Genomic DNA, 14475 nt, shown 5'->3' on the forward strand with positions numbered 1-14475 from the left:
CACACGCCCCGCCGCGCGGCGCCCCGACACGACTTCCCCTGCGTTCTCCCCGGGCGCCGGGGCGGCGCCCCGGCGCGCACGGCGCACCGCATCGACCTCACACATCGGGCATCTCCACGCGCCGGGTCAGCGTCAGGCCCAGGCCCGACGCGGAGAACACGATCGGCAGCGGGTGCGAGACCTCCACGTAGAAGCCCTCGTGCTCGTTGACGCCGCTGGTGACGGTCGCCTCGTCCAGCCACGACGGCAGCGCCGCGCGGGCGGCGGCCTCCGCGCCCTCCAGTTGCTCGGCCCCGGCCACCCGCGCCCCGGCGCGGGCCGCGGACTCCAGCCGCTCGACCGCGACGAAGGCCAGGAAGGCCTCGATGGCGATGACCGCGACCAGGAGCAGGATCGGGAAGATCGCGGCGAACTCCAGCAGCGGGCCGCCCCGGTCGCCGTCCCGACGCGGTCGGCCTCCGGGCAGGAGACGCCGCCCTCCGCGGTCTCCTGCGCTCCGCCGTTCCCGGCCCCGGGCATCCCGCCGGCCCCCGGGCGGGGGGTCGCGGTCCTCGATGTTTCGGCGGGCGCGGCCCGCAGCGGTCCGCCCGACCGGTCGCGCGCTCACGGTGTCGCCCCCCGCGGCTCGACCTCGGTGACCACGCGGGCCTCGCCGGTGACGTCCCAGGGCCCCGAGGCCCCGGGCAGGAAGATGGGCATGGCCATGGTCACCCGGGCGTAGCGCGCGCCGTCGCGCTCCACGACCTCCACGGACATCACGTCCGCGCCGTCCCACGGCGGCCGGACGCGCTTGCGGGCCTCCTCGTCCACGCGCGCCATGTCGTCGGGGGTCACGGCAGCCTGGCGGGCGGCCTCGGCGGCGCCGTGCGAGGCGTACATGGCGGTGATGCCGAGCAGCAGCACCTGCCAGACCAGGGCCAGCGCCAGCATCATGAACGGCACCGCCGCGGCGAACTCCACGATGACCCCGCCGCGGTCGCCGCGCCGTCGCGGGCCACCGCGCCGCGGATCCGGCCGAGCCCCGCGACCCCGCGGCTCTCGGAAGTCCCGCGGCTCTCGGAAGTCCCGCGGCCCTCGGAAGTCCCGTGGGCCGCGCCGGGGCGCACGGCCCGCCGGGCCCCGGCTCCGGCCCGCCTCCCGACGGAGGCCGGACTCAGCTCCCGAAGCCACCGCGGCCTCCTCCGCCCCCGTGCGGCCCCGAACCCGGGCGCCCGCCGAAGGGCTGGCCCAGCGGCGGCACGGAGGCCTGTCCGTTGACCGCCGCGCGCGACGGGTTGGCCCCCGACGCGTTGAGGAAACCGGACACGTCACGGGTGGACGGCCCGCCGCCGCGCCGCTCGGACAGGGAGGCGAACCCGCCCAGCCCCGCGGGAGGGGTGGCCGAACCCCCGCCGCCCCCGGGCTGCGCGGGCGGGTTCAGCAGGTCCAGTTCCGCGGCCAGCCGCGAGAAGGCCCTGCGCAGCCCCTCGTCGGTCACCTTGGTCGGGTCGCCGTTGTTCTCCCCGGGCTCCAGCGCGCGGTAGGCGGCGGGGACCGGCGTGCGCAGCACCCGGGTGCCCAGCAGCTGCTGGAGGAAGTCCGGCTGGATCTCGTTCTTGCGGCTGTGCCGGGTGACCAGCGAGTACACGTCCGTGTGCGAACGCACCTGCAACCGCTCCCACATGCTCATCAGCCGCTGGGCGCCGCGCATCGCGGGTACGTCCGGGGTGACGGTGACGACCGCGCTGTCCGCCAGCTCGACCGCCATCGCGGTGGCCTCGTTCATGGTGGACCCGCAGTCCACCACCACCAGTTCGTACCGGGACCGGAGCGCGCTCAGCACCCGCCGGGCGGCGCTGGCGCCGACGTCCTCGCCGCGTTCACCGTGTTCGGGGGCGAGCAGCACGTGCGGGCCCCGCGGGTCCACGTACAGGGTCTCCGCGAGCATGCCGGGGGTGATGTTGTCCCCGGCCTCGACCAGGTCGCTGATGGAGCGGCGGTGGCGCAGGTTGAGGAACGCGGGCAGGTCGCCGGTCTGCAGGTCCAGGTCGACCAGGCACACCACCCGCTCGGCGGCGGCCGCGGCCATCGCCAGGTGCACGGCGCACGTGGTGGTGCCCACACCGCCCTTGGCGCCGCTGATCGCCACGACCCGGCCCCGCACGCCCGACGCGGGCAGGTCCATCGACGCCGACTCCAGGTGGCGGCGCAGCGTTCGCGACCACTCGGCGGCCTTGGTGACCCGGCTCTCCAGCTCGGCGATCCCGCAGTCGTCGGGCATCACCCCGCGCGCCCCGGCCTCCATGGCCCCGGTGAACGTGTCGGGGTCCATCGTGGGCGACACCAGCAGGATCGCCACCTGCGGATGGCGGTGGGACAGGTCGCGTATGGCCTCGAAGACCGGCGCCGGACCCAGATCCTGGTGGATGAGGACCACGTCGATCTCCGGGAACTCCCCGGCGGCGTCGATCAGCGCCGTCGTGGTGGCCCTGGAGGCCACCAGGGAGGCGCTGCCCAGCTCCTCGAAACGCGCGGCGAGCACCATCTCCGACTCCGAGGTCGGCATACCCGCCAGGACACGGAAGTTCAACGCTTACCCCCCATGCGGCACGCGCCGCTCGTCGGCCGTCCCGCCCTCGTCCGGTGTCGTGCTCTCGTCGGCCGTTCCCCCGGCGACGAGGTCGTCGAAGTCCCCGCTGCAGAACTCGGACTCCTCCGGGGTGCCGCCGCCGTCGGCGCTCACCAGGGCCAGCCTGAGCCCGCTGGAGAAGTCCTCGGCGTAGGCGAGTCGGAGCGCCGCCTGCGGGTCCAGGCGGAAGGTCACCGGGACCACCCCGGCCACGCCGCCGCCCTCCTCCTCCTGGGTGCGCAGCTCACCGATGTCGAGGACCTCCACCTCGGTGATGACCCGCACCGCGCACGCCTCGCCGTGGTCGCGCGCGGGGAAGGTGCCGTAGATGTCCACGAACGACCCGCGCCGCACCTTGCCCGCCACGCCGGTCTCGGCGTTGACCATGATGGCGATCTCCCGCTCCCCGGCGGTGAGGGTGGGCTGGGGCTGCACCATGCCCCGCTGGAGGTAGACGCCCGCCTCCATGTGGGAGGCGGCGACGAGCTGCTGGTCGGCCGGGGTCTCCACCTGGGCCAGGTCGGTGAGGAAGACCTCCGGGTCGAAGTACATGCTGGGCACCTCGACCCGCTCCACGGACTCCTCGCCGATGGGCTGGTAGGCGTCCACGGCCTCGGTCAGCCGCAGGACGGTCGCGAACTCGCCGAGGCGCTCCTGTTGGCTGTTGAGGTAGGTGAACACGGAGGCGAACACGGCGACGGCGCCGATAGCGGCAACGACCATGAGCAGGACGCCGCGTCGCTGACGGGGGTTCATAGGGGTTGCTTTTCCGTTTCCAGTGTCGTCGCGGGCCGTCCGCTCGCTCCGGGGGCGCGGTGCCGGTCCCTAACGGGAGAAGGTCCGGGGCGCGTCGGGGCGCGGGGCGCGGCCCGCGAACGGCGGACCCTGCGGTCGGTCGGTGGACGGTGGGGGAGGAGGACCCGGCACGCGCCCCCCTTCCACGGGGGGAGGGGCCTGGACGGGCCCGGCGGTGCTGCCGGGGGAGGAGGTGTCGGTTCGACCCGCGGCGCCGGGCGGACCCGAGGCGCCGGGCGGACCCGCGGCGCCGTGTGCGCCGGGAGGACGGTCGGCGCCGCCGGGAAGGGGCTCGGCGGTGCCTCCGGAGGAACCCGGAGCCGCCGGGGGACCCTGCCCGCCCGATGGCCGGGGGCCGGACTGCCGCGCGGGGGTCCGCGCGGCGGTGGCCGAGCAGAAGGGGCAGGTGCGTGCCGACATGGGCTCGCCGCACCAGGAGCAGGAGGCGGCGCGGATGGAACTGGCGGCGTAGGCCAGGGCCTGCGGGTGGGCGCTCAGCGCCACGAACTCCACGTACTTGGCGGTTCCCCAGTACAGGGGGCCGAGCGGTTGGGCGGGCAGGGTGCGGGTCGCCACGGGCTGGATGGCCTGCGGGAGGTGGTCGTCGAAGACCCCGGTGATCCCGGGGTCGGGGGTGGAACACAGCAGCTGGACCGGCTGCACGGGCCGGAAGGGCAGCGTGCGGGAGACGTCGGACGCGCGCATGCGTCCCACCTGGTGGGTGGGCGCGCAGTAGGCGAGGAAGGACACGGACGGGGCGTAGGAGCCCATGTGCTGGCGCATCGAGGTCGGGATGGTGCTCAGGCCGGAGACGGTCCTGAGCCAGGCGCCCGCCAGCAGGTGCCTGGGCAGTTCGTCGCACAGCGCGGCGACCATCCCCGGCGGCAGGTAGGGGGCGAGGTAGGCGAGCTGGTCGGCGACCAGGGACAGGGCCAGGGGCGACAGGTCGACGCCGATCCCGGCGATGTGGTCGGTGCGCATCGCGCCGCGGGCGAAGTTGACCGCGCGCTCGGCGTCCGCGGAGTGCCATGCGGGGTAGAGCGCCACGACCTTGCGGCCCGCCTCGACCTGTTCCCTGGCGAAGGCGACGAACGCTGCGCTGCGCTCGCCGATGCCCTCACCGCGCATCGCGAACCGGTGGGCCCCGGCCTCACCCACATGACCCGTGCTGGGGATGTCCGCCAACAGGGTGACGGTCGTCGCCGACCGAGGTAGGGCTCTGGACACTGGGCAAGCTCCATCGGTTCTGCGCGCTGGGGCGAGATGGCTGAGCGGCCTTGCGAAGGGAGGCACTCGGACGCATCGTAACGAATGTGTGGCGGAGCGCGGGAGGCCTCGCATTCGTCGTCCCGGAACGCGGGGTGGACGGTGGTGGAGTGGACGGGGCGCGGGGGGTCGGCGGGGGTGACACGGGTGGCGCCGACTCCGCGCTGGCCGAAGGGGATCGGATCGTGTCCGTGTGCACCGTCTCCTTCCTGGGCAGACGTGTTCCGTGTTGGCCGCATGTGGCCAACGCGTGGACAGATCGGTACGCGACCGTTTTCGGGTCGTATGGGTTCTGTGTTGGTCTGTGGGGTTTGGGATAGCTCCCAGTGACGTTTGGTGCCTCTCATCCTTTCTTCTCCAAGGATGCCCTTCCTCTCCCTGCCCCACCAGTCCCCTGCGCGGCCTGTGGACAACCCTCCCGGCTTCCGGACTCTCCTTCGGGGCCGAGGAAGGCGGACGGGATGTCACGCCGGTCACGTAGGGGATTGGGCCCGCGCAACGCGGGAACGAAACAGGAAGGCTTCGCGTCATATCTTGAGAAGCCACGTCCTCACCGAGGAGACCGAACGATGCGCAAGGTAAACCGCGCCGCGGCGGGAGCCGCCGCCTGGCAGGTCGTCCGCAACACCGACAGCGACATGTCCGTCTGGCAGAGGGCCGGAGCCGTCCCGCGGATGATCGGCGCCAAGGTGCGTGGACGCTACCCCGAGCTGAGCAGCGGCAAACTGCTCGGGATGCTCGCGCTGGTGGCCTACATCCTCTCCCCAGTCGACTTCGTCCCCGAACTGTTCGTCCCGTTGCTCGGCCTGGCCGACGACGTCGCCGTCGCCGTGTGGCTGACCACCATGGCGCTCGGCGAGAGCGAGCGCTTCGTGCTCTGGGAGCGCCAGAACCAGGCGCAGCAGGCCTTCCACGAGGCCAACCAGCCGGACGGACACGACAACGGCATGCGCGGCGGTCAGGCCGGACCGGAGCGGGGACACGGCGTCTCCGGCCACGACGGCCACCGCTCCTCCACCGACGGCGCACGCCGCTGACCGTGGACGACCCCGGATCGCACCCGGACCACACCCGAACCGCACACGGGCCCCGCGCGCACAGCGCGGGGCCCGTGGCGTCGGATCCGGTCGATCCGCAGGGCGTCGGGGGTCGCACCGCCGAGCGCGCGACCGGATCCCGTTCGCGTCACCAGCTGGACTTGGTCACCCCGGGCAGCTCTCCCCGGTGGGCCATCTCCCGGAAGCGGATCCGCGAGAGTCCGAACTTGCGCAGGTGCCCTCGCGGCCGCCCGTCCACTGCGTCGCGGTTGCGCAGCCGGGTGGCGCTGGCGTCTCGGGGCTGCCGGTTCAGCTCGGCCACCGCCGCCGCGCGCTCCCGCTCACCGGTGTGCGGGCTGCGGATGATCCGCTTGAGTTCGGCCCTGCGCTCGGCGTAGCGGGCCACCACGCGCCTGCGCTGCTGGTCGCGGGCGATCTTGCTCTTCTTGGCCATCAGACCCTCCCGCCGCGTGCGCGGATCTGGGCGACGACCCGCTCGATGCCGCGGGCGTCGATCACCTTCATGCCCTTGGTGCTCACGCGCAGCTTCACGTAACGCCCTTCACTGGGCAGCCAGTACTTCTTCGTCTGGATGTTGGGGTCGAACCTGCGCTTGGTGCGCCGGTGGGAGTGTGAGACCGAGTTTCCGAAGGCCGGAGCCTTTCCGGTCACCTGACAGACACGGGACACGGCGGTCCCTCCTCTCGTTCGCGGTCCGCGGCCTCGCGGACCGTTCGGGTTCCCCGGTGTCCGGGGCTTTTCCGTCGTGGCGCCGTCCCCCTACAGGGCGTCGGCGAAGGGGTCGGAACGCAGCGGCTGCCCCGCCTCGTCCTCGGTCATCAGGCACGAGTCCAGCAGGGCCACCAGGCGCCGGGCGTCCAGGTCCACACCCGTGAACGCCAGGTGCTGGCCGCGGTCGCCCAGCACCGGGTCCCAGTCCAGGAGCGCGGAGACCCGGCGGGTCTCGGAGACCATCTCCACCGCGGCCTCGGGCAGCGCGCCCAGCCAGGGGCCGCCGCTCTCCAGCAGCAGGGCGTCGTTGTAGGCGTCCCACACCAGCAGGGTGTCCGGGCGGCTGGCCAGCCAGATCCGGCCCCGGCCGCGCAGGCCCGCGGACACGATCCGCTCCAGCGCCTCGTGCAGCCGCACGGGGTGCAGGGGGCGCCTGCGGCTCCAGGTCACCGTGCTCACCCGACCGTCCGCGCGGTCGGCGTAGTGCGCCCAGGCCGGGTTGAGCCGGTGCGCGGCCGCCTCGGGGTCGAACCGGCCGTGCGTCAGGTCCGTCAGACCGCCGCCCGGGGGGACGACCACGGCGGCCGGGTTGAGGTGCTCGACCAGGGCGCGGGCCTCGTCGAAGTGGCGGGTTCCGTGCACGGCGACCGCCGTCGGGTACTCGATCTGGTGGGCGAGCACCTCGGCGACCGTGCGCTCGTCCTCCACGGCGATGTCCAGGTCCCGGTCGCTCAGGTCGTCGTGCCCGGACAGGTCCGGCAGCAGGCGGTCGGCGTCCACCGCCGCGATGACCGCGGCCAGCCGCAGCTCCTCCCGGGCCGCGACGACCTCGGCGACCTGCCGGGGCTCGACCCCGTCCCAGGTCTCGACCACGCACAGGGTGTGCTCACCCCGCTCGGCCAGCCGCAGCAGCGTGGGCACGAGGTCCTCGCGCAGCGTGCAGGACGCGCACAGGTGGTCCAGGTGGACACGGCTGTGGTCCACGGGACCCCAGCGGTCACGGGTGACGCGGTGGACGATCCCCTCGGCGATCCCGTCGAGGTCGTGGTGCACGGCCACGGACCCCGGGACCTGCGCCAGCAGGTCGTCCACGCTGCGTCCGCGCGCGTGGCGGTGCAGGCCGCAGACCACGGCCACGCGCATGGGGGTTGTCGGCTCCATAGGGGGACACCCTCCTTCCTGAGAAAACGATAATCATTATCGTATAGCACCCGCGTGGCGCCCGGGGAGAAAAGTCGGTTGCCATAATCACGATGGACGTAGTACTTTGCTTGAAGTGGTGAGAAGCGATCCCCTGGAGGCACCGTGAACATCGATCTCGTCGGACTGGCCGTGCTCTGCGACGACCCGCGCGCCAGCGCCGCGTGGTTCGCCGAACACTTCGGCTTCGACATCAACATCGACCTCGGCTGGTACCTGAACACCCAGCACGAGGACCACCCCAAGCTGTCGATCGACTTCGTGCTGCGCGACCATCCGTCCACGCACGAGGTCCTGCGCTCGGGAAGGGCTGAGTCGCTGGTCGCCTTCCTGGTGCCGGACGTGGACGCCGAGGAGAAGAGGCTGCGGGAGGCGGGCGTGGAGGTGATCATGCCGCTGGTCAGCGAGCCCTGGGGGCAGCGCCGCTTCCAGGTCTCGGGTCCGGAGGGCCTCTACGTCGAGATCCTCCAGATGGTGGCCCCCGACCCGCAGTGGATGAGGGACAACGGCCTCGCCGAGCAGTGACGCCGGGGGCCGTGCACGGCGCGGGCCGGGACGGAAACGACTTCCGTCCCGGCCCGCGGCGTTCGCTCAGAAGTGCTCGGAGAGCGGGCCCAGCACCGGGGACCACTCCTTGACGTCTACCTCGGAGACCAGGCCCTGGATGCGGAAGGGGTCCTTCTCGGTCAGGGCGATGACCTCGTCGCGGGAGTCGGCGCGCAGGAGCAGGAGGGCGCCGGGAGCGTCCTGCGGGCCGAAGGGGCCGGAGCACAGGTTGGCGTCCTGCGCTGCCAGGTACTCGCGGTGCGCGGGGCGGTGCTCGTCGCGCGCGGCGGCGCTGTCGGGGGCGTAGGTGTAGGTGACGGCGAAGATCGCCATGGTTTCCCTCCCGGGGTGTGTGGCGGCCCGACTGGTGCCGCGATCGCCGTCACTGTGCCACAGGCGCAGGTGGGAGGGCGTAGTCGGGTCGGGCGCCCCAGTCACCACGGGATGTCCTCGGGGCTGTCCGGAGGCCCGCCGCGATTCGGGAAGGGCTCAGCGGTCCTGGGTGATGCGGGCCAGGGCGTGGGCCCACACGCCCTGGACGGTGGCCACTCCCAGCCAGAGGGCCGCCGCGGGAACGATCACCGCGGTGGTCGGGGGACACGCTGTTCCGCGTCAGGAGCGGGGTCGGGAAACTTCTAAAACGCACACGGTATACAACATGTGCGTTGTACCGTTACCCTGGTGTGGACGATAGAACTGGGGTTGGTGGAGCCGTGGCTCGACCAGCTCGATCAGAGCTCCTACGAGCAGGTGATCGCGGCACTGGAACTCCTCGCCGAGACCGGGCCTCCGCTGGGGCGTCCTCTTGTGGACGCGGTGCACGGCTCAAGACACAGGAACATGAAGGAGCTGCGCCCCGGTTCCTCGGGTCGCTCGGAGCTGCGAGTCCTGTTCGCCTTCGACTCCGCGCGCAAGGCGATCCTGCTCGTCGCGGGGGACAAATCCGGAAACTGGAACAAGTGGTATCGGAAGAACATCCCCATCGCCGACGACCTGTTCGACGAGCACATCGAGAAGCTGCGAGGAGAAGCCTGATGGGTACGAGCCTTCACGACATGCTGGCCAAGCGCCCCGTCGACCGCGAGGCGGTGGAGACGCGCAAGAGGCGCATGCTCGACGAAGTACGCGCCTACCACCTGCGTGAGCTTCGCGAGCTGTCCGAGCTCACCCAGGTCCAGCTCGCCGAGCGGCTGAACATCAGCCAGAACAGGGTGTCAAGCATCGAACGTGGCGACATCGGCCGTTCCCAGGTCGAAACCCTGCGCAGATACGTCGAAGCCCTCGGCGGAGAGCTGCGGGTGGAGGTGGAGATCGGCGACCAGCGCTGCCGGATTGCCTGATCTGTCCCAGGCACAGGAAATCGAACTCACTGCCACCGAAGAAGAGCAGGAATCTCCAGGTCGACCGGTCCCTCTGTGTCAGGAGCCCTCGGTGATACGGGACAGGGCGTGTGCCCACACGCCCTGGACGGTGACCGCTCCCAGCCAGACCGCCGCCGCGAGAACGGCCACGGTCACCGCGCCCGCGAGCGCGTACGTCACCACTGCCACTGTCCGGCGCGTGCTCCGGTGCCCGGCTCCCCGGTAGGTCATCGGCTCTCCTCCGCGTACTCGGACCGGTCCGGCTCCGTCCGCCCCGGTCGCGCGTGCCGGGGGCCGTAGCCCGGGGCCCGGAACCCCTCCGATACCCCGGAACCCCCTGGCACCCCCGGCGCCTCCGCTGTCCCGGGCGCCTCCCGGGTCCGCTCCGTCCCGGCCGCTTCCTGCGACGCGGCGAGTATCGCGGTGAACGCGTCGTGCTCCCCGGCCAGCGTCCACCGCAGCAGGGCGTTCAGGCTGGGGTCGGCCCGCCCCTCCCGGTCGGTGACGGCCGAGGTCAGGAACACCCGCGCCTCCCCGAAGTCGGCCTCGGCGTCCCGCAGCAGGTTCCCCAGCCCCAGGGTCCGCTCCGCCCACACGCGCGTGTCGGTCTCCCCGGGCGCGACGGCCGTGCCCCGCACCAGGTCGCCGCGCGTGACCACCACCGCGAGGCGGGCCTGGCGCAGCCCCCGCCCGCCCCGGCGCCGGGCCAGCATCCGGTACTGGCGCCGGATCTCGTCGCGCACCGCCCCGTAGGCCAGTTCCGGGTCGCGGGTGTGCGACCGGTCCCCGGCCAGCCGGGCCCTCTCCCGCGTGGTCAGCGAACGCCACACCGACTCGATCCCCAACGGGTCCACCGCCAGCACGAACGTCGTCGCCCGGCCCAGGTAGGCCAGCTCCTCGACGGTCGCCGACCGGTTGAACCGCTCGCCCGCCGCGTCGAACAGCTGCATGAGCAGGGTCCTGCCGCCCGCGCCCACCCGCACCGTCAGCCCCCGCACCTCGCGGCCCGGGGGAGTCGGCGCGGTACGGGACCCGGCCGCGAGCACCCGCTCGCCCTCCCGCAGCCGCCGCACCGTCTCCTCGCCCACCGGTTCCACGTACGCCTCCGGCGCCCGGCGCGCGGCTTGCGCCAGTGCCAGGTTCATGCCGGTCACCAGCCGCGTCTTGCCCGCGCCCGCGCCCCCGAACAGCGGCAGCACGAACTCCCTGGCCTCGCCCGGACGGTGCTCCAGCCCCCGGTCGCAGTGCGGACACCGCGCCTCCAGATCGGCCGAACCCAGCAGGAGCAGCGTGGGCAGGCGTGCTCCGCACAGGCACTCCCGGCGCCACAGCCCCCGCCCGCCGGGGCGGATGGCGCCGTGCCGCCGACCGCAGCGCGTGCACAGGTAGGCCGGGTAACCCAGCCGCAGGAAGCATCCCGGGCACACCATGCGGATCCGGCGCACCAGGAGCAGTCCCGAGTCGGCGAGCCGCAGCGCTCCGGCGGCGGTCCACGCCGTGGCCAGGTAGAGGCCCACCACCAGGGCGTGCACCAGGAACTGCGGCAGCAGGAACACGCTCCAGGGCGCCGCGGCGCCCCAGCTGTGCCCCACCACCGCGCGCAGGTCCCACCAGGCCGGACCGCCGTGGTAGGCCAGGTGCGCGGGGTCGTCGCGGGTGCCGGGCAGCGGCTCGTCCGGGTGGTCGCCCGCCCACATCACCTCGCGCACGCGGCGCAGGTAGGAGACCACCAGCACGCACCATCCGACGAGGAGGGCGGCGCCTCCCCCGAGCACCACGGCGCTCACCAGCCCCGCGAGCAGCCACCACCGCAGCAGGTAGATGACCAGCAGGCCCAGGCCCGCACCGGCGGCGATCAGGAGCGCCGCTCCGAGCTGTGCGCCGCCGTCGTCGCGCCGCGACCGCGCTGCTCGCCTCACGGTCGGCGTATGTCCGGGCGCGGAACGCCCCGTGACCGCGCACCGTTCCCCGAAGACCGAACGCCTGAACGCCGTCCGCGCCGCGCGCCTCGTGGCCGCCGCACGCCTGGTCGCCCACCGCCCCGCGGACGCCGCCCCCCTCATGACCGCCGCTCGCCCGACCGCGAACCCAGCCCCAGGAACCCGCGCCCGCGCGGTCCGCGCGAGCGCTGCGCCCACTCGTCGAAACCGGCCGCCGACTCGCGCGGCAGCTGCCTGCGCATCCTCGCCAGGTGGCGCCGCCGCCACCCGCACACGGCCGGTGCGAGCACCGACGCGTCCAGGCGCCCGGCACGCCCGTGCCCGGCCAGGAGCCGGTGCCTCGTCGCCCGGTACACCAGGGCGGCCGTGGCCGTGTCCGGCCGGTCGTCGGCCAGCCGGGCCGACACCGCCTCCCCGTAGGCCTCGAACACCCGCGCCGGGCAGTCCCGCAGGGCCTCGGCCAGCAGCGAGCACTGGCACCACCCCAGCAGCACGCGCACCACCAGCCGCCATGCCACCTCCTCCACCGCCGGATGGGTTCCCCGCACCGCCGCGTACACGGCGGCGAGGCGCTCGTGCGCCCGGTCCTCACCGGCCGCGCGCAGCGCGACCAGGGACGGGCGGACCTCCGACCACTCCATGACCACCCGTCTGCCGGAATCGGGAAGCCGGGTCCGCAGCCAGTGCCGGGACACCTCGTCCACCAGCTCCCGCCACGTCCGCTCCTGGCCCGCCCCCGGGGGCGCCGCCATCGCCTCGGCCACCCAGCCGCCCACCCCCGGCGCCACCAGGACCCCGGGGCGCAGCACCCGCAGGACCAGCAGGGCGGTCCGCGGCCCGTGCCCGGGTCCCCACACGTCGGTGAGCAGCTCCTCGTCCAGGTCGTGCGCGGCGAGCCCGGCGGCGCCCGCCGCCCGGCCCTCCCGGCGCACGGACACCAGGTACGACAGCAGTCCCGGAAGGTCGCCTCGGGGATCGGTGGCCAGCAGCCGCAGTTCGCGCAGCGGGGCGCTGGACCCGTCGCGGTCGTTGGCGAACAGGGCGCCCACCGGCCCGGCGGCCAGGGCCGACAACCTCTCGCGGGGCAGCGAGGCCAAGTGCGCGGCCGCGCCCCGGCGCACCCCGGGGTGGGCGGCGACCAGGGCGCGCGCCTCCGGGGAGGGCAGGTGCGAGGCGGCCAGCAGCGGGGCGAGCACCACGCGGCCGTAGCGCTCCATGCCCTCCTCGCATGGCGGCAGGCCGCTGGCCCGGGCCCAGCGCAGCAGCACCACCGCCCGGTCGGGGGCGAGTTCGCCGCACTCGCCGTCCAGCAGGGCGGCGACCCGTTCCCGCGCCGCGCCGCGCACCGACTCCGTGCGCATCGGCGTCACCGCGGGGGCGCCTCCTCCCGCGGCGATGTCGTCCAGGGAACGGCGGACCATCACGTGTTCGAGCCGCTCGGTGGTCCCGTCCGCGCCGCCCAGCCGGTGCGCCACCCGCTGCAAGCCGGCCAGGTCAGCGGTGTCGAGGACTCCCGACGACGGCCCGGTGAGCAGAGCGGCGGCCCCGGGCGCTCCGTTCCGGTTCCCTCCGGGCGTCCCGCCCCGCTCCCCGGCGGACGGCACGACCGCACCGGAGTCCAGCGCCGTGACCGTCGCGCGGCCTCCCCCCTCGCGGGCCCCGCCCGCTCCGACGGGTACGGTGACCGCCGCGCGCGTCTCGGTGCCGGACGGGCCGCCCGCGCCTCCGGTGAACGCCCGGTCCAGCACGTCGCCGACCGGCCCGCGCGCGGACCCGTCCGAGGAGCGGCCGGACACCGCGCCCACCAGCTTCCGGTCCGTCCTCCGGTCGCTGACCTCCATCCCGACGCGGGCCTCTCCCGACGCCGCGGCGTCGGCGTCCAGGATCCGGTGGACCAGCGCCGCCGCGTCCCCGGGGGCGAGCCACTCCACGGCCTCCGACAGCCACTCGCGCACCTCCCGCAGGTCCTCGCGCGCGGGAGCGTCCGCGTCCAGCAGGGACGCCGCGGCCAGCACCGGGAGCCAGTCCGCCAGCGCGCCTTCGCGGCCCGAGGCGTACGGCCGAGCCCTGTGCCACAGCGCCGCCGCCCGGCGCGTGCCCAGCCGGACCAGGCGGTCGGCCACGGCCCGCGCACGGGGATCGGGTTCGGGGAGCGCGTCCGGCGGGTCCTGCTCCGGGTCGTACACCGTGAACCTGGTACGCCACAGTGCGGTGTCGGAGTCGGGCGCGACCCCGACGACCTGCACGAGCGCCTCGTCGGGGTCGCCGCAGTAGGTCGCGAACGACAGGAGCCGTGCCCGCCGCGGCGGAAGCAGGTGGCTCAGGGCCGCCACCCAGTGCGCCACGGACGCGCTGTCGGCCACCAGCACCAGCGGACGGGAGTCGTCCACGGCGTCGTCGGCGGCGAGCAGCAGCCGCGTCACCACCTCCGCCGGGCGGCTCCGCACCCACGCGTCGGTGCGCGGGCGGTCCAGCGGGCCGGGGCCGACCTCCGGCGCCGACAGCTCCGCCAGCTCGGACAGGCCGGGGTCGCCGACCGGCTCCTCCGCCCAGAAGTCGGCCTCCCACAGCTCCGCGGGCAGCGGGCCGGACTCCTCGGGCCCCGGGGCCACCAGGCTGTGCGCGAAGTAGTTGCCCGGCCTCCCGGACGGGTCGTCGCCGCTGGAGACCACGCGGCTCACCACCGGCACCCCGCCCACGTCGGGGGAGTAGCACAGGTTGACCGGATGCTCGTCGACGCGTTCGCGGGACCTGGGCGGCTCGTACACGGTGAACCGCTCGACCTCCCTGAGCACCCGGGGGTCCACCCCCGGTGTCGCCGCGTTGAACTGGTACCCGGCGTAACCGGACAGGCCGTGCTCGCACGAGGTGTAGTACAGCTGCGCGAAGCCCATCGGCGCACCCCTTCGGTCTGGTCGTCGCGGGGGGTCTGGTTCTGGATCGGTGGTGGTTCACAGGGGCCCGGACACCGCGGCCCGACGGGTCCGCCG

The 14475-nt window shown here is 74.1% G+C and carries 16 protein-coding genes; 4 read left to right on the top strand and 12 right to left on the bottom strand.

Annotated elements, in window-relative coordinates; genetic code table 11:
* Window positions 1-97: 97 nt before the first annotated feature.
* From PV789_RS06720 to PV789_RS06740, 5 genes are all read right to left on the bottom strand, one after another.
* Complete coding sequence (locus PV789_RS06720; protein ID WP_274978068.1) at window positions 98-466, bottom strand: TadE/TadG family type IV pilus assembly protein; 369 nt, start codon at window positions 464-466, stop codon at window positions 98-100.
* A gap of 137 nt (window positions 467-603) precedes the next feature.
* The gene (locus PV789_RS06725; protein ID WP_274976613.1) at window positions 604-960 is read right to left on the bottom strand and encodes a pilus assembly protein; all 357 of its coding nucleotides are present in this window, start codon (window positions 958-960) and stop codon (window positions 604-606) included.
* Between the two features lie 193 nt (window positions 961-1153).
* Entirely contained in the window at window positions 1154-2569 is a 1416-nt protein-coding gene (locus PV789_RS06730; protein WP_212641129.1) for a CpaE/TadZ family protein, read from the bottom strand.
* Between the two features lie 3 nt (window positions 2570-2572).
* Window positions 2573-3364: a Flp pilus assembly protein CpaB gene (gene cpaB / locus PV789_RS06735; protein ID WP_274976614.1), complete on the bottom strand. Its 792-nt coding sequence runs from the start codon at window positions 3362-3364 to the stop codon at window positions 2573-2575.
* A gap of 69 nt (window positions 3365-3433) precedes the next feature.
* Entirely contained in the window at window positions 3434-4588 is a 1155-nt protein-coding gene (locus PV789_RS06740) for a hypothetical protein (protein ID WP_274976615.1), read from the bottom strand.
* A 650-nt stretch (window positions 4589-5238) separates the two neighbouring features.
* Here PV789_RS06740 and PV789_RS06745 point away from each other — a divergent pair.
* The gene (locus PV789_RS06745; RefSeq protein WP_274976616.1) at window positions 5239-5706 is read left to right on the top strand and encodes a YkvA family protein; all 468 of its coding nucleotides are present in this window, start codon (window positions 5239-5241) and stop codon (window positions 5704-5706) included.
* A 148-nt stretch (window positions 5707-5854) separates the two neighbouring features.
* Here PV789_RS06745 and rpsN read toward each other — a convergent pair whose 3' ends face one another.
* The 3 genes from rpsN to PV789_RS06760 all read right to left on the bottom strand — a co-directional run bounded on the left by rpsN (window position 5855) and on the right by PV789_RS06760 (window position 7581).
* The gene (gene rpsN, locus PV789_RS06750; RefSeq protein ID WP_047871987.1) at window positions 5855-6160 is read right to left on the bottom strand and encodes a 30S ribosomal protein S14; all 306 of its coding nucleotides are present in this window, start codon (window positions 6158-6160) and stop codon (window positions 5855-5857) included.
* A complete protein-coding gene (gene rpmB, locus PV789_RS06755) occupies window positions 6160-6396 on the bottom strand; it encodes a 50S ribosomal protein L28 (RefSeq protein WP_130396777.1) in 237 nt (78 codons plus the stop codon). Before rpmB ends, rpsN begins: the two co-directional genes overlap by 1 nt.
* Before the next feature lie 90 nt (window positions 6397-6486).
* Entirely contained in the window at window positions 6487-7581 is a 1095-nt protein-coding gene (locus PV789_RS06760; RefSeq protein WP_274978069.1) for a GTP-binding protein, read from the bottom strand.
* 162 nt (window positions 7582-7743) lie between these two features.
* On the opposite strand from PV789_RS06760, the gene PV789_RS06765 reads away from it, so the two are divergent.
* The gene (locus tag PV789_RS06765; protein WP_274976617.1) at window positions 7744-8163 is read left to right on the top strand and encodes a VOC family protein; all 420 of its coding nucleotides are present in this window, start codon (window positions 7744-7746) and stop codon (window positions 8161-8163) included.
* A 66-nt stretch (window positions 8164-8229) separates the two neighbouring features.
* Here the strand turns inward: PV789_RS06765 and PV789_RS06770 are convergent, their stop codons facing one another.
* Complete coding sequence (locus tag PV789_RS06770; RefSeq protein WP_274976618.1) at window positions 8230-8517, bottom strand: YciI family protein; 288 nt, start codon at window positions 8515-8517, stop codon at window positions 8230-8232.
* Window positions 8518-8865: 348 nt separating this feature from the next.
* On the opposite strand from PV789_RS06770, the gene PV789_RS06775 reads away from it, so the two are divergent.
* Together PV789_RS06775 and PV789_RS06780 are read left to right on the top strand one after the other, a co-directional pair.
* Window positions 8866-9219, top strand: a complete 354-nt coding sequence (locus PV789_RS06775; protein WP_274976619.1) for a type II toxin-antitoxin system RelE/ParE family toxin — start codon at window positions 8866-8868, stop codon at window positions 9217-9219.
* Window positions 9219-9524, top strand: coding sequence for a helix-turn-helix domain-containing protein (locus PV789_RS06780; RefSeq protein ID WP_274976620.1), 306 nt, complete (start codon window positions 9219-9221; stop codon window positions 9522-9524). Before PV789_RS06775 ends, PV789_RS06780 begins: the two co-directional genes overlap by 1 nt.
* Before the next feature lie 78 nt (window positions 9525-9602).
* Here the strand turns inward: PV789_RS06780 and PV789_RS06785 are convergent, their stop codons facing one another.
* The 3 genes from PV789_RS06785 to PV789_RS06795 all read right to left on the bottom strand — a co-directional run bounded on the left by PV789_RS06785 (window position 9603) and on the right by PV789_RS06795 (window position 14379).
* Window positions 9603-9776, bottom strand: a complete 174-nt coding sequence (locus tag PV789_RS06785) for a hypothetical protein (protein WP_212641121.1) — start codon at window positions 9774-9776, stop codon at window positions 9603-9605.
* Entirely contained in the window at window positions 9773-11464 is a 1692-nt protein-coding gene (locus PV789_RS06790; RefSeq protein ID WP_274976621.1) for a TRAFAC clade GTPase domain-containing protein, read from the bottom strand. The genes PV789_RS06785 and PV789_RS06790 overlap by 4 nt, the downstream gene beginning before the upstream one ends.
* A 140-nt stretch (window positions 11465-11604) precedes the next feature.
* Window positions 11605-14379, bottom strand: coding sequence for a GTPase-associated protein 1-related protein (locus tag PV789_RS06795; RefSeq protein ID WP_274976622.1), 2775 nt, complete (start codon window positions 14377-14379; stop codon window positions 11605-11607).
* Window positions 14380-14475 lie beyond the last annotated feature (96 nt).

Source organism: Nocardiopsis camelliae, assembly GCF_028993595.1.
GTDB classification, from domain to species: Bacteria; Actinomycetota; Actinomycetes; order Streptosporangiales; family Streptosporangiaceae; genus Nocardiopsis; species Nocardiopsis dassonvillei.